We start from the raw sequence: 15,282 nt of genomic DNA, 5'->3' as shown, positions 1-15,282 counted from the left end.
GTGTACAGCAGCAACACCGACGCTGACCGCGGCGCTTTCGTGTGGATGGTGAAGAACGCCGTCGTCCCGCGGCCGATCGCGTGGGTGAGCACAGTGGACGGCGCGGGGGTGCGGAACCTCGCGCCGTTCAGCTACTTCGCGCCGCTGACCATGGACCCGCCGACGGTGCTGTTCTCGATTTCGGAAGCGCCGAAAGACACCTTGGTCAATATCGAGGCCCAGCGCGAGTTCGCGATCACGATCGCACTGAGCGGCCAGGAGGAATTGGTCGCGCGCACCGCGTCCACAGTGGACTCTTCAGTGGACGAGGCGGAACACGTGGGTCTGTCGTGGACGCCCGGGGTGCGGATCGCCGCGCCGCATCCCGCCGGGGCGGGCCCGAGCCTGGAATGCACGCTGGTGAAGATCGAGGAGTTCCGGGGCTCGCACCTGGTCTTCGGCGAGGTGGTCGGAGTCGCGGTGGACGACCGCCTGCTGCGCCCGGACGGCTGGCTGGACCAGGACGTGTACCACCCGGTGGGCCGCATGGGCGGCGCGACGTTCACCCGGGTGAACAACTGGGTGCGGGTGCCGATCCCCGCTCCGGAGGAGTTCCTGGCCGCGGGTCAGCATTCCGATGCGGGCAGCTGACCCTGCTGGCAGGCCCATTCGCGCTGGATCTCGCCGGACGTCTTCGGACGGCCGGGGCCGCCGGGGTCGAGGTAGCCCTGGTATTCCTTGCAGCGCGGGTTGAACTTGCCCGCATTGACCGCCCGCTGGCCGCAACCTGGGCCGGTCGAGGGATCACGTCGTTTGGTTTGTGACGTGCTGGTCTTGGGCGTGCCGGTCGGCTTGGCCGAAGTCGAGGCAGCCGGTGGCGACGGGACCGGGACTGTTGTCGTGGACGGGGCTGGTTCGGGAGCGGTGGGCCTGCGACGGCGTGCTGGGCAGGCGGGTTCTCGGTGCACCCGGCCAGCACCAAGGCCAGCACCAAGGCCAGCGCGATGGCGGCGACGGCGAGGCGGGTCCGGGTCATGCCAGAAAGACGTTCCCCGCTCCGTGCGCGTTACCCCGACCCCTTTCGCGTAGCCTCGATCGCGTCCACGCCTGAGCAGGGAGGTTCCCGTGGCCGAAGCAACCCTCGCCGGGGTCCTCGACCGGCTCGCGGAGCTGCACGACCCCAAAATCCGCGCCGTCAACGAGAACCACGGCGACGACCACAGCGTCAACCTCACCAAACTCCGCGCCCTCGCGAAGGAACTCAAAGCCCAACCCGACCTGGCTCGCGAACTCTGGCAGACCGGCGATACCAACGCCCGTCTCCTCGCGCTCCTCGTCGCCCGCCCGAAGCAGTTCGACCGCGACGACCTCGACGCGATGCTGCGCGAGGCGGGCACCCCCAAGGTCCACGACTGGCTCCTCGCGAACATCGTCAAGAAAAGCCGCGACGCCGAGGACCTCCGCACCGCCTGGCTCGCAGATCCCGACCCGGTGGTCGCGAGCGCGGGCTGGGCGCTCACCGTGGACCGCGTCGCCAAGAAGCCCGACGGGCTCGACCTCGGCCGGCTCCTCGACGTCATCGAAGCCGAGATGAAAACCGCCCCGGCGCGGTTGCAGTGGGCGATGAACCACTGCCTCGCCCAGATCGGCATCGAGAACCCCGGCCTGCGCGCCCGCGCGATCGGCATCGGGGAGCGGCTGGGAGTGCTCAAGGACTATCCGACCCCGCCGAACTGCACCTCGCCGTACGCGCCGGTGTGGATCGCGGAGATGGTCAAGCGGCAAGCTTGATGGCAACACCAGCTGAACTGCGCAAAGTCAGGCCTCGGCGAGCGCGATGAAGCTCGTCCAATCCGGATCGGACAACCCGAGCTGCGCACCGGCTTCGGCGAGGGCGGAGGCCGCGGAATCGAGGAACCACGACGCGGTCAGCACCATCTTCGCCGCAGCGGCGGGGTCGCGGCGGACGCCCTCGGGAGTGAGGTCCTGCGCCTTGAGCGCGTGGACGGCGGAGTCGAGCAGCCGGGCGACGAGGCTGTACGCGTTGGCCGCTTCGGTGGTGCGAGTCAGCGCCCGGAACCGCGGGCGAGCGGCTTCGACGAGATCAGGGACAAGCAGGGAGCGCAGCCGCGGCCATTCCGCCGCCATGTGCTCGCCCAGCCAGCCGGAAAGCCGTTGATAGCGCACGGCGGCCTGCTCGAAGCGGGACCGTAGGGAGGTGAGTTCCGCCGGTTCGGACTCGCCTTCCATGAAGAGGATTCCGGTCGTCGCGACCACCGCCGGGTCGTTGAGATCGACGCAGCCGACGGCGCCGTGCGCGGGATCGAGCCGGTCGGGAGCCGGACTGTCCGACCACCGGGCGGCCAGCAGTTTCAAGGCGTTGGAATCGCGCCGCCAGGCCGCCGACTCCTCGAGCTTGAGCACCGAGTGGTACCGCTCGTGCTCGCGGTGGTCGCGCGCCACCCGCACGTATCCGGCCAGTTCCGCCGGCGACGGTCCGTCGCTCATGGTCGATGCCCCTTCGCCTGGTCCACCCGAGAGTAAATGTTACACACTCTCTAGATTTAGAGTGAACCTAATTTTTACGGCGAGAGGGTCAGCGGCGACGGCTCCGCAGGCGGGCCGGTTCGGTCCGGTCGTCCGGCGAGACGGCGGGTTGGCGGAACAGGCCGCCGTACCGGTCCTCCTGCGGGCGGACGAGGGCGCCGGGGCGCGGGCTTTCGGCCACGGGATGGCTGAAGAGCGGAGAGCTGACTGGTGCGGTGATGGGTTTACCTTTCGGGGCAAGACGGACCGCGACGGGCCAAGAGGAACCGGGCGGATGGGCCACGTCGCACCACCGCCGTCCGGGAAGGGCGCCACTGGCTGATGCCGCGGGTGCGACCGAAGCGAGGGCAGCTCGGCGGCTGACAGGCCGCGAGGGTGACGGTGGTGTGCCGTGGGCCCGACGACATGACGTGCGTTCGCCCTGGCCGCGATCGGTCGGGACTGTCGGCGCACAAGATGTTCTCGGACACTGCTGACGGTACACCCTCGGCGGCCCGGTGCGCGCCGCCGCGTGCCCGGAACGGGGGATCCGGCAGTGGGCGGAGTCTCGCCGGCACGGCAGAATCCCTTGGTGGGCAAGGGATTACGCGTCTTGGAATGGTCTTGCCATCCGGATAAGGGATTTCTCCGGGTGTAGGCTCGACGGCAGGACCCCGGTCGCGGGCCTCCACTTCTGTCGAACCACTGCGGTCGTCCGGCACGCCACCCGATGCGGAGCGGAAAATGGACAGACCGGCAGACGGCCCGGGACACGGCAGCGAGTACGCGGAGCTCTCGGCGCTGGTGAAAGAGGCGGGCTTGTTCCGCCGCCGCCCGGTGCACTACCTCGTCCGCGCCGCGGCGGCGTTGCTGGCGTTCGGCGGGGCGTGGACGCTGCTCGCGCTCGGCGCGGCGAGCTGGTGGCAGCTCGGCACGGCGGCGCTGCTGGCGGTCGCCTACACCCAGCTCTCGTTCCTCGGCCACGACGCCGGGCACAAGCAGATCTTCCGGACCCGCCGCGCGAACGACGCCGCCGGAACGGCACTGGCCGCGCTGGTCGGGCTGAGCTACGGCTGGTGGGTCGCCAAGCACACCCGGCACCACGCGAACCCGAACGTTGAGGACTCCGATCCGGACATCGACATTCCTGCCCTGGCGTTCACCCGCCGGCAGGGCCGCGCGAAGGCGGGTTTCCTGCGCTGGATGGCGAAATACCAGGCTTTCCTCTTCTTTCCGTTGCTGCTGCTGGAAGGCATCGACCTGCACTGGTCCGGGATCAAGGCGGTGCGCCACGGCGGAACGCGGTCCCCTCGCCTCGACGCGACGCTGCTCGCCGTCCACCTCGCCGCATACCTCGCGGCCGTGTTTCTCTTGCTGCCACCGGGAATCGCCGCGGTCTTCGTCGTCGTGCACCACGCCGCGTGGGGTGTCTACATGGGATGCTCGTTCGCGCCGAACCACAAGGCGATGCCGCACCTGGAACCCGGGCACCGGCTGGATTTCCTCCGCCGCCAGGTGCTGACGTCGCACAACGTCCGCGGCGGCCGCTGGGCGACCTACGCGCTGGGCGGGCTGAACTACCAGATCGAGCACCATCTCTTCCCGAGCATCCCGATGGCGACCCTGCACCGGGCTCAGCCGCTGGTGCGGGACTTCTGCGCCGCCCGGGGGATCAGCTACAGCCAGGGCGGGCTGTTCCGCACCTACGCGGACGTCCTGGCCCATCTGCACCAGGTCGGGGGGCCCCGCTGCGAACCGCGGCGGAACCGGGTCGCTAGGAGCACGGTCTCGAACGCCGGGCCGATTCCGGCGGATTTCCGCGCGAACAATCCCTGAAGGCTGCCCGGCGCGGCTGCCGGATCCGACACATTTTCGCGTCGCGGTTCCGGCGCGAATCCGGACCGGAATGGCAACACCCCCTCAGGGCGTCGCGGATAGCGCGCGGAATCGGAGGCTAGCCGGGGCTTTTTCACGTTCGCACCCCTGCTGACCTGCCCGGGTTCCCCCTATGTGGTGATTCTGGGCCCGCTGCCTCCCCGTCGCGGGGGAGAGCGCGGTACGAATTCTCCTGCCAGGTGTCGATGAACGCGGGTAAGCAGCTCGACAATTCCGTCCTTTGCCGTGGGAGCTTTCGTGATGGCCCGTCGTTCCGGATTCATGCGCTCCCGCGGGAAGCGCGCCGCCGCGGCTCTCGCCGTGGTCTTCGCCCTGAGCCTCGCGAGCGCCGCGCCCGCGATGGGCGCGACTCTGCCGCCCAGCACCAGCCCGGCGAGTCCGTCCGCGGCTCCGGCTTCGGCGCAGGAGAGCCCGGCCGCTCCCGCGCCGACCAGCACCACCCCGGCCACTCCGGCCACCTCGGCACCGCCCGCCGCACCGCAGCCGAGGGCGGTCGAGCCGAGAGGCCTGGGCACGCCGCGCAAAATCGGCCCCGACCCGGCGTTCTCGACGGTCGCCCACGGCGCGATCACGATGGCCTCGAACTCGGTCGTGAGCTGCGGCACCGTGCCCACGTCCTGCGGGGAGACCGCGAACAACTCCACCTACGGCTACTGGGTCAAAAGCGACCCGGCCGCCCCGGGCAACACCGCCTCGAGCGCGAACCTGACCGTCCCGCCCGGCGCGACCGTCCTCTCCGCCCGGCTGTACTGGCAGGTCAACCCGATCTCCTCGAACGCCGACTCCGGCGACGCCTCCCGCGCGAACCAGGTCGCGTTCAAAGCCCCGGGTTCCGCGACCTACCAGCGGCTGACCGCCGACACCTACGACTGGTTCGACGCGCTCGGCAGCGGATCCCCGCAGATCACCGCGCACGCGGGCGTCAAGGACGTCACCGGGCTGGTCAAACAGGCAGGCGGCGGCTCCTATACCGTCGCCGACCTCCAAGCCTGCCGCGGCAACTCGGCCAACTCCGCGAGCAACCTCGGCTGCTGGGGCGGCTGGTCGCTGGTCGTGGCGTACGAACTGGACACCGATCCGCTGCGCTACCTGTAGATCTGGGACGGCTTCGACGTGGTCCGGGGCGGTGCCAGCCCCACCTCCACCACCATCGACCTGAACGGGATCCGGAGCCCGGGCGACCACGCCCCGTCGGCCACCATGGGCGTGGTCGTCGGCGACGGCGACGCCAACATCTCCGGCGACTACCTCGAATTCGGCCGCGACGCCGCGTCGCTGCAGCGGCTGACGCTGCCCGCGCCCGGCGGCACCAGCACGAACAACGCGTTCAGCAGCCGGATCGACCGCGTCGCCGCGAACGGCACCGGCAGCAATGTCACCGATCGCACGCCGAATCCGGCCAACAACTTCGGCTACGACGCGCGCGCGGTCGACGTCACCGGCAAACTGCCCGCCGGCTCGGACCGGGCCCAGCTGAAGGTCGGGACCACCGGCGACGCGCTGTACCCGCAGACCGTCTGGCTGATGACCGAGGCCAACGAGCCCAACCTGCAGATCGTCAAGTCCAACGACCCCGAGGGCAACCTTCAGGAACGCCCGCCGGGCTGGGTCGGGCAGGGCGGCGAGATCTCTTACGGGCTCGACGTGGCCAACCGGAACCCCGACGGCAGCACCACGAACCTGGACACCGCGACCAGCGTGGTCGTCACCGACACCCTGCCCGCCGGAGTGTCCTATGTGGCCGGTTCGGACCCGCGATGCACGGCGTCCGGCCAGGTCGTCACCTGCCAGCTGCCGGACCTCGCTCCAGGACAGAGCACGCACCTCGGGTTCCGCGTCACCGTTTCGCCGACGGTCGCTCCCGGCACCCGCCTCGACAACACCGCGTCGGTGGCCTTCCAGGGCAAGCAGACCGGCCGCGAGCAGACGCGGACCAGCAACACCGTCCGCAACGTCGTCGCGGCGCCGGAGTACACGCTGGCGAAGGTCGTGGACAAGGCGACCGCGCTGCCCGGCGACCAGCTGACCTACACCGTCACGCTGGCCAACACCGGCCCCATCGCGGTGCCGCCCACCACCGTCACCGACACGCTCCCGCCCGGCACGACCTTCGTCAGCGCGGACACCACGAGCGGCACCGTCACGGGGACCGGCCCGGTGCAATGGCACGCCGCGGCGATCCCTCCGGGCGGCCAGGTCACGCTGACCGTGCACGTCCGGATCGACGACGCGACCATCGGCGCCACGCTGATCAACCGTGCGAAGGTGACCGAGGGCCCGCCGCCGACCGTCCCGCCGGAACGGCAGTGCAAGGACGACGCCACTGCTTCTTGTGCGGAGACGGTGGTGCCCGGCACGAAAATCGAGATCGCCAAGACCGCTGACAAGGCGTCGGCGAACCCCGGCGACACCGTGACCTACACCGTGGTCGTCCGCAACACCGGCCAGGTCGCCGCGCGCGGCGCGACGTTCACCGACGACCTGTCGAAGGTCCTCGACGACGCCGTCTACAACAACGACGCCGCTCCCGCCGCGCAAACCTCTTACACCGCACCGAAACTGACCTGGACCGGCGACCTCCCGGTAGGCGGTTCGGCGACGATCACCTACAGCGTCACCGTGAAGAGTCCCGTGACCGGCGACCACAAGCTGGTCAACACGGTCACGTCGACCACGCCAGGCAGCAACTGCGCGGCCGGGTCCACTGATCCTCGGTGCGGCACCACGACGCCGGTCTCCGGAATCCGGATCAGCAAGACCGCCGATCCCGCCAGCGCCAAGCCCGGCGACACCGTGAAGTACACCGTGACCGTCGCGAACACCGGCCAGACTCCATTGTCCAGCGCGACTTTCACCGACGATCTGTCCAAAGTGCTGGATGATGCTTCGTACGCCGGTGATGCGTCGGCTTCTTCCGGTTCGGTGAGTTATGCGGCCCCGCTGCTGACGTGGACCGGCGATCTGCCGGTCGGCGGGACCGTGACGGTGACGTACTCGGTGAAGGTCAACAACCCCGACACCGCCGATCGCAAGCTGGTCAACGTCGTCACGTCCACGACGCCGGGCAACAACTGCGTCGCGGGTTCGACCGATCCGGCGTGCTCGACGACGACTCCGGTGTCCGGAATGCGGATCGAGAAGAAGGCCGACAAGCAATCCGCGAACCCCGGCGACCAGGTGACCTACACCGTCGTCGTCGCGAACACCGGCCAGACTTCGTTGCCAGGCGCGGCTTTCACGGACGATCTGTCCAAAGTGCTCGATGACGCCTCTTACGACGGCGATGCCTCGGCTTCGGTGGGTTCGGTGTCTTACGCCGCGCCTAAGCTGACCTGGACAGGAGACCTCGCGGTCGGCGCTTCGGCGACGATCACCTACAGCGTCACCGTGAAGAATCCTGTTGCTGGCGACCACAAACTGGTCAACACGATCACCTCCACGACCCCCGGCAACAACTGTGCCGCGGGTTCGACCGATCCGGCGTGTTCGACCACGACGCCGGTGTCCGGGATCGAGTTCGCCAAGACCGTCGACAAGACCAGCGCGAACCCCGGCGACAAGGTCACGTACACGGTGACCGTCCGGAACACCGGCCAAACTCCGTTGTCCGGCGCGACTTTCACCGACGACTTGTCGCAGGTGCTGGACGACGCCGACTACAACAACGACGCCGCCCCAGCCGCGCAAACCTCCTACGCCGCGCCCAGGCTGACCTGGACCGGCGACCTCCCGCTAGGTGGTTCGGCGACGGTGACCTACAGCGTTACCGTGAAGAATCCTGTTAGCGGTGACCATAAACTGATAAACACGATCACCTCCGCCACCCCGGGCAGCAACTGCGCCGCCGGTTCCGCCGATCCCCGGTGCGGCACCACGACACCGGTGTCCGGAATGCGGATCGCCAAGTCCGCCGACCGCGACCAGGTCGTGCCCGGCGACAAGGTGACCTACACGATCACTGTCACCAATACCGGCCAAACCCCGTTGCCCGGCGCGACTTTCACCGACGACCTTTCCCAGGTGCTGGACGACGCCGACTACAACAACGATGCCGCTCCGGCCGCGCAAGTCTCTTACACCGCACCGAAACTGACGTGGACCGGCGACCTGCCCATCGGCGGTTCCGCGACGGTGAAGTACAGCGTCACGGTCAAGAACCCGGATCCGGGGGACAAGAAGCTGCACAACGTCGTCACGTCCTCGACCCCCGGCACCAACTGCCCACCGGGTTCCACCGACCCGTCGTGCTCGACGACGACGCCGGGCAAGGAGCTGACGGTCGCCAAGACTGTCGACAAGCAGACCGCGAACCCGGGCGACAAGGTCACCTATACCGTGAAGGTGACCAACACCGGCCAGGTCCCGATGCCGGACGCGAGCTTCACCGACGACCTGTCGCAGGTGCTGGACGACGCCTCCTACAACGAGGATGCATCTTCGTCGGTGGGCTCGACCGCCTACACCGCACCGCGGCTGACGTGGACGGGCAACCTGCCGGTCGGTGCCTCCGCGACAGTGACCTACAGCGTCACCGTGAAGAATCCTGTTACCGGCGACCACCAGCTGCGCAACACGGTCAGCACGCCCGTGCCAGGCAACTGCGAGCCCGGCTCGACGGACCCGAAGTGCTCGACCCTGACGCCGCTGCCGGGGATGACGATCGAGAAGAAGGTCGACAAGCAGTCCGCGAACCCCGGGGACAAGGTCACGTACACGGTCACCGTGACGAACACCGGCAAGACTCCGTTGCCCGGTGCGACTTTCACCGACGACCTGTCGAAGGTCCTCGACGACGCCGCCTACAACGGTGACGCCGCTTCGTCCGCCGGTTCCGTGTCGTATGCCGCGCCGCGCTTGACCTGGACCGGCGACCTGCCGATCGGCGCCTCGGCGACGGTCACCTATAGCGTCACCGTGAACAACCCCGTCAAGGGTGATTTCAAGCTGGCCAACGTGGTCACGTCGGACACTCCGGGCGGGAACTGCCCGCCGGGGTCGACGGACCCGCGCTGCGGCACCGAGACGCCGGTGTCCGGCATCGCGATCAGCAAGGTCGCGGACAAGCCGTCGGCGAATCCCGGGGACAAGGTCACCTACACCGTGACTGTCACGAACACCGGCCAGACACCCTTGTCCGGCGCGACCTTCACGGACGACCTGTCGAAGGTCCTCGACGACGCTGCCTATGACGGCGACGCGGCCGCTTCTGTCGGTGTGGTCACCTATGCTGCTCCTCGATTGACGTGGACTGGCGATCTTCCGGTGGGCGCTTCGGCGACGGTGACCTACAGCGTCACTGTGGCGAAGCCGGTCAAGGGCGACCACCGGCTGACGAACGTGGTCACGTCCGACACGCCGGGGTCGAACTGCCTGCCGGGATCCACGGATCCGCGCTGTGGGACGACGACGCCGGTGTCTGGGTTGGACATTTCGAAGGTCGTGGACAAGAAGGAGGTGAAGCCAGGGGACAAGGTCACTTACACGGTCACGGTGAAGAACACCGGCCAGACGCCCTTGCCTGGCGCGACTTTCACGGACGACTTGTCGAAGGTGCTGGACGATGCCACCTACGGGAATGATGCTGCGGCTTCGATCGGCTCGGTGAGTTATGCAGCACCGCGGCTGACGTGGACCGGCGACCTCCCGGTGGGCGGTTCGGCGACGGTCACCTACAGCGTCACCGTGAACAACCCGGTCAAGGGTGATCATCGGTTGGCGAACGTGGTCACGTCGGACACCCCGGGCACGAACTGCCCGCCGGAGTCGAAGGACCCGCGCTGCGGGACCACGACGTCGGTCGCGGGACTGATCCTGGAGAAGAAGGCGAGCGTCACCGAGGCGAAGGCGGGAGATCAGGTCACCTACACCGTCACCGCGCGGAACACCGGCCAGACCGACCTGAAGGACGCCACCTTCACCGACGACCTGACCAATGTCCTCACCAACGCGACGTACAACAACGACGCGACCGCCTCGACCGGCTCGACGACCTACACCGCACCCCGCCTGACCTGGACCGGAGACCTGCCGCTGGGTGCGATCGCGACGGTGACCTACAGCGTGAAGGTCAAGGCCCCCGTCGGTGACGGGCAGAGCCTGCGCAACGTCATTACGTCGACCACGCCAGGCACCAACTGCCCCGACCCCTCGACCGACGAGCGATGCAAGACGACCACGCCGCTCACGAAGACGCCGCCCACGCCACCGACCCCGCCGACAGTCCCGCCGACGCCGCCGGTCCAGCCCTCACCGCCGACGCCACCGCTGGCGTCCACCGGCGTGGTGCTGATCCCAGTGGGCATCGCAGCGCTCGCCCTGCTCGCCGGAGGCGGAGCACTGTTGCTGCTCTCGCGCCGCCGCCGCTCCCGGCCCTGACCGGGTGACGGACGGCTGGGCCTGTCGCGGTGGGCAGGCCCAACCACCGTCGGTGCACGCTGCTCCGGGGCACGGTGCCACCGTGCGCCCCGTCGCGAGCGAGGCTGGGTCGACCCCGGGATGGGGCCCGCCGCGTCGCTGCGCGCCCTTCCTGGCGGCGGTTGGGTTCTCCGGCGGGTTGGCAACAGGGCCGTCTGATCGTTCCTGCGCACTGACTGCCTCGGCCGCAAACCTCACGGGTGAACGTCGGGGCGGCGGCACTGGACCGCGCCCCCGCCTGGACTTCACCCCGGCAACGTGAACGTCCGTGAAGGGCTCCTTGAGGGAATCAGATTCCCTCAGGGAGCCCTTCACGGCCTTCTGCCCGGTGCTTGGTATCTCAACGGCCTCGGCCTGCTGTGCGCGGATCGTCCACAGAGGAACGCCGCGAAACAGAGGCACCGGAGCCGCCCAACGACCCCGGTGCCCCGGGCCTCAGCCCTTCAACAACCCCTGCATCTCGGCGATCTCCGCCTGCTGCGCATCGATAATCCGCTGCGCCAGCGCCTTCGCCCCGGCATCCGAGCCCTGCGCGAGTTCCGTCTTCGCCATCTCGACCGCCCCCTGATGGTGCTTGATCATCATGTCCAGCCACGACCGGTCGAAGGCCGGGCCCTTGGCGGCGTCCAGGCTTTTCATGTCGGCGTCGGACATCATGCCGGTCATCGCGTGGTCGCCGGACATCTCGTGGCCGCCCGGCATCGAGTGGCTCGTCGCGGCGACGCCCCAGGTCTTCAGCCAGCCCTGCATCTGCCGGATTTCCGGGTCCTGCGCCCGGTCGATCCGGCCCGCCAGGTCGACGACCTTCGGGTCGCTGCTGCGCGACGGCACCATTTTCGCCATTTCCAGCGCCTGCTGGTGATGCGGGATCATCTGCTGAGCGAACGTGACGTCAGCGGCGTTGTGTCCCGCCTGCGAGCTGGGTGCCGGAGCGGGCGATTCCGGGCCGCTGCAGGCGCCGAGCAGGAGTGACGCGGTCAGCACGGCACCGCTGAAAAAGATTTTGCGCACGAAAAAACCTTCTCTCAAAAGGAAAATTGCGAGGAAAGACCGGAAAGGGAATACCGATCAGGTTCGCAACACACAGAGAGAAGTCAGGACAGTCCGGCCCCGTCTGTCGGGTGGGCGGTCGGCGGCGGGGGAGCCGCGAGTGCCGTCGAAAATGGCCTTCACGACGGGGTAGCGGCGGAAGGCCAGCAGGCCCAGGACGAGCGCGCCCGCCGCGTACAGGACTGCCAGGCAGAGGTGCAGCATCGAGTGTTCGCCGGCGGGCATGCCGGAGTCGGCGGCCGGGGCAGGCAAGGCCGAGTGCGCCTCGACGGAGATCTGGCTGGCCATGGCATGCCCGGCACCGGGGGAAGGCACGTGGTGCATCACGGCGACGCCCACTGCCAGCGCGAACAGCAGCAGCACCCGCTGCACGCTGCCGAGCCGGGACGTCGCCATGGGAGCAACCGTACCTGGCACCGGGGGAACCAGGGCGGGGCGGACGAAACGGTCACGCTCAGTGGTCGGCGAACCGCCCCGTACTGGAAGTTGAACATTCACTCAACCAGGTTCCAGCCCGTGGCGCCGAGGCCGCCCCCGCTCGCCCGGGGTGCGGGTGTGCTACTAGGTTCGAGGGGGCAAGACTTGATGTCGAAGACAGAAGGAGGGCCCCATGGCCCGGTACGAGCTGCCCGAACTCGATTACGACTACGGTGCCCTCGCGCCCTACATTTCGGGCGAGATCAACGAGCTGCACCACAGCAAGCACCACGCGACCTACGTGAAGGGCGCGAACGACACGCTGGACAAGCTCGCCGCCGCGCGGGAGGCGGGCGACTTCGGCTCGATCGTGGGCTTGGAGACGACGCTGGCGTTCAACCTGGCCGGGCACGCCAACCATGTGGTGTGGTGGAAGATCCTCTCGCCCGAGGGCGGGGACAAGCCGACCGGCGAGCTGGCCGCGGCGATCGACGAGGCGTTCGGCTCGTTCGACAAGTTCAAGGCCCAGTTCACCGCGGTGTCGACCACGATCCAGGGCAACGGGTGGGGCGCGCTGTCGTGGGACCCGATCGGCAAGACGCTGATCACCCAGCAGCTGCGCGACCACCACAACAACCTGATCCTGCCGACCGTGCCGATCCTGCTGGTCGACGTGTGGGAGCACGCGTTCTACCTGGACTACAAGAACGTGAAGCCGGACTACGTCAACGCCCTGTGGAACATCTTCAACTGGGCCGAGATCAGCAAGCGCTTCGACAACGCCGTCGCCGGCGGCAACGGCCTCCTGCTCGGCTGAGCCCGACGCACTGAAGGCACCGGAAACGGGGTCCGGCCCACGCGGCCGGGCCCCGTTTCGCGGGTTTCGGCGCAATTAGTCGCCCGGCTGGGGGAAATCGCTGCGACGAATGTCGGGAACCGCTGGTAGTCCGCGCATCCCGGCAGCCGCCTGCACGGCCTGGATCCGGGTGCATCCGGACGTGCACGCTGCACGCCCGCCGAATGCGGATGCCGATTCGCGCGCACCGGTCGTCTGTGCGAGGACCACCTGATTCAGCGAGATTCGCTCGCATTCGGTGGGTTCTTTCCCCTGATCGAACAAGTGCCTGGACAGCGGCGGACCGGCGCGGCACCCTGGAAGCGCAACCATGTCGGGGGGCAGGGGGAGCACATGGCGTTGCGCATTCATTTCACCGACGACGATTTCGGCCGGACGAGGCGGCGCACCGGCCCCGATCCGCTGTGGGAACTGGTGCTGAGCCTCACCGCGCTGCAGAGCCGCCGCCCGGCGGGCGGGCTGCGGGTCTGGTCGGCGCGTGCCCGCAAGCAGCTTCGGCGGGAGGGGCTGCTTCCGCAACCCCGTCCGGCGCCGGCGTTGGAGTTCCGCAACCGTGCGGTGAAGGCGCTGCCCTCAGGTGGCGACGCGACGGTCCGCCGCACGGGAGTGCTGAGACCGGCGGAGCGGCGGCGGGAGATCGGTCCGGTCGCGGGGGACGGCGTCGTGCGCGTGGAGAAAACGAGGCTGCGGGCCGACCTTCAGACGTTCTTCGTGCACGGTGTCGCGCCGTCGTGGGTCGGGGACGTGGCCGACGGGGCGCGCACGCTGCTCACGTCGTACAGCCTCGCGCGGCAGACTCCGGCCGTCCACCCGGAACGGTCCGGTGCCGCGATCCCCTGGGAGGGCCCGGAATTCTTCGGCGAACCTCCTACTGATCGCAGTGTCTACTTCGGAGGCTTGCTCGTGATCCCGGCTTATTTCCGGGTCGTGGAACCGGATCCGGCGACCGGACCAGAACCGCCGGTGGTATTGGCCCGGCCCGCGATCACCGCGGGCGACGCCGTCCAGGACCCGCTGCCGGACCTGCTCGGCCCGACCCGCGCCCGCGCGCTGCACGCGCTGACGATCCCGAGATCCACCGCCGAACTGGCCGGGGAGATCGGCGTGACACCGGTCGCGGCGAGCAAGCACGCGGGCGTCCTGCGCCGCGCGGGATTGGTGGAAAGCCAGCAGGACGGGAAGACCGTCCGGCACGCGGCGACGGCCACCGGACTCGCGTTGCTGAGCGCTTCCGGCGGGGAATGATGGGGCGCGCGGGGGAGAATTCCACGTACTAACGGAAGACCGCGGCAATAAACGACGTGTCAGCACGACCGGCGGCCAGCGCGGAATGGAACGCGTCTCGCCGATCCGGCTGCGGCGGTTGAGTTGCCTCAGTGTGGTGTTACCCACGAATGAGTGAAAAGAACGGGTGAAATCGGACATCGATCCCGGCTCGGATTGCCCGCGGCGGGCCTTTTTTCCTGCGACTTGGGCACATTTGTCCGCGAACCCTGCCGCGTTCCCGGTTTTCGCGGCATTCTCGGATCATGGCTTCTGGTTTCCGCGCGTCCGCGGCGCGCGGGCGCGTGTTCCTCCTTCCGGTCCTGGCCGCGGCGGTCGCGGTCTCGGCGCTGGCCGGGATCTGCCTGGGGCTGTGGATCCACCGGCAGGGCTCGGCGGCGATCGACCGCGCACCGGGCCGGTCCGTCGTCGCCGCCGTGGAGCCCGGATCCGGCGCGCTGCGCGGGAGCGAGGGCGCCGCGATGCCCGACACCCGGCGCGTCACATGGACCGCCCCGGACGGCGGCGCCGAGGAAGCGAACATCCCGCTGCGCTCCGACCCGGCGGCCCGCGGCCTGACCCGCATCCGCATGGACGCGCGCGGCCAGCTCCGGGCCTCGTCGCCGGACCGCCTCGACGTCCTGTCGGTTTCGGTGATCACGACGGTCGCCTGGGAACTGGTCACTGCGATCGCGGGATTCGCGCTGTACCGCCGATTCGCCCGGGGGCGGGTCGCTGGCTGAGGTGTGAGCGCGGGTCGGGTTGCTGCCGGGTTCGGCTGCCAGCATGCGCAGAGCCGGTTCGGCCGTCGCCGAGGCGGGGTTCGCCTTGCCCGCCGGTCCGCCCGGGGCGTGTCGCTGCATGGGGCGTGAGCGAGGGCG

11 protein-coding genes are annotated in these 15,282 nt (G+C 69.0%); 8 read left to right on the top strand and 3 right to left on the bottom strand.

Features of this window, described 5'->3' with window-relative positions; genetic code table 11:
* Positions 1 to 630, top strand: coding sequence for a flavin reductase family protein (locus tag DMP23_RS46640; RefSeq protein ID WP_337825102.1), 630 nt, complete (start codon positions 1 to 3; stop codon positions 628 to 630).
* 474 nt (positions 631 to 1,104) lie between these two features.
* A complete protein-coding gene (locus DMP23_RS46635; protein ID WP_337825101.1) occupies positions 1,105 to 1,770 on the top strand; it encodes a DNA alkylation repair protein in 666 nt (221 codons plus the stop codon).
* Between the two features lie 27 nt (positions 1,771 to 1,797).
* Here DMP23_RS46635 and DMP23_RS46630 read toward each other — a convergent pair whose 3' ends face one another.
* A complete protein-coding gene (locus DMP23_RS46630) occupies positions 1,798 to 2,487 on the bottom strand; it encodes a hypothetical protein (protein WP_337825100.1) in 690 nt (229 codons plus the stop codon).
* Positions 2,488 to 3,249: 762 nt separating this feature from the next.
* On the opposite strand from DMP23_RS46630, the gene DMP23_RS46625 reads away from it, so the two are divergent.
* The 3 genes from DMP23_RS46625 to DMP23_RS46615 all read left to right on the top strand — a co-directional run bounded on the left by DMP23_RS46625 (position 3,250) and on the right by DMP23_RS46615 (position 10,776).
* Positions 3,250 to 4,341: a fatty acid desaturase family protein gene (locus DMP23_RS46625; protein WP_337825099.1), complete on the top strand. Its 1,092-nt coding sequence runs from the start codon at positions 3,250 to 3,252 to the stop codon at positions 4,339 to 4,341.
* Between the two features lie 300 nt (positions 4,342 to 4,641).
* Positions 4,642 to 5,496 (top strand): hypothetical protein, encoded by an 855-nt coding sequence (locus DMP23_RS46620; RefSeq protein WP_337825098.1) that lies wholly within the window; start codon positions 4,642 to 4,644, stop codon positions 5,494 to 5,496.
* Between the two features lie 18 nt (positions 5,497 to 5,514).
* Positions 5,515 to 10,776, top strand: a complete 5,262-nt coding sequence (locus DMP23_RS46615; RefSeq protein ID WP_337825097.1) for a COG1361 S-layer family protein — start codon at positions 5,515 to 5,517, stop codon at positions 10,774 to 10,776.
* 474 nt (positions 10,777 to 11,250) lie between these two features.
* Here DMP23_RS46615 and DMP23_RS46610 read toward each other — a convergent pair whose 3' ends face one another.
* Both DMP23_RS46610 and DMP23_RS46605 read right to left on the bottom strand, forming a co-directional pair.
* Positions 11,251 to 11,826 (bottom strand): DUF305 domain-containing protein, encoded by a 576-nt coding sequence (locus tag DMP23_RS46610; protein WP_337825096.1) that lies wholly within the window; start codon positions 11,824 to 11,826, stop codon positions 11,251 to 11,253.
* 57 nt (positions 11,827 to 11,883) lie between these two features.
* Complete coding sequence (locus DMP23_RS46605) at positions 11,884 to 12,261, bottom strand: hypothetical protein (RefSeq protein ID WP_337825095.1); 378 nt, start codon at positions 12,259 to 12,261, stop codon at positions 11,884 to 11,886.
* A 214-nt stretch (positions 12,262 to 12,475) separates the two neighbouring features.
* Here DMP23_RS46605 and DMP23_RS46600 point away from each other — a divergent pair, with 214 nt between their 5' ends.
* The 3 genes from DMP23_RS46600 to DMP23_RS46590 all read left to right on the top strand — a co-directional run bounded on the left by DMP23_RS46600 (position 12,476) and on the right by DMP23_RS46590 (position 15,144).
* Positions 12,476 to 13,099, top strand: coding sequence for a superoxide dismutase (locus DMP23_RS46600; protein ID WP_337823916.1), 624 nt, complete (start codon positions 12,476 to 12,478; stop codon positions 13,097 to 13,099).
* Positions 13,100 to 13,471: 372 nt separating this feature from the next.
* Positions 13,472 to 14,383: an ArsR/SmtB family transcription factor gene (locus DMP23_RS46595; protein ID WP_337825094.1), complete on the top strand. Its 912-nt coding sequence runs from the start codon at positions 13,472 to 13,474 to the stop codon at positions 14,381 to 14,383.
* Between the two features lie 284 nt (positions 14,384 to 14,667).
* On the top strand, positions 14,668 to 15,144 hold the full coding sequence (locus DMP23_RS46590) for a hypothetical protein (protein ID WP_205673463.1): 477 nt from the start codon (positions 14,668 to 14,670) through the stop codon (positions 15,142 to 15,144).
* The last annotated feature ends 138 nt before the right edge of the window (positions 15,145 to 15,282 follow it).

The organism is Amycolatopsis sp. A1MSW2902, from assembly GCF_017312175.1.
In the GTDB taxonomy this organism is placed as follows: domain Bacteria; phylum Actinomycetota; class Actinomycetes; order Mycobacteriales; family Pseudonocardiaceae; genus Amycolatopsis; species Amycolatopsis nivea.
Note: the sequence above shows the minus strand (reverse complement) of the source record. Positions and strands in the feature narration are given on the sequence as shown.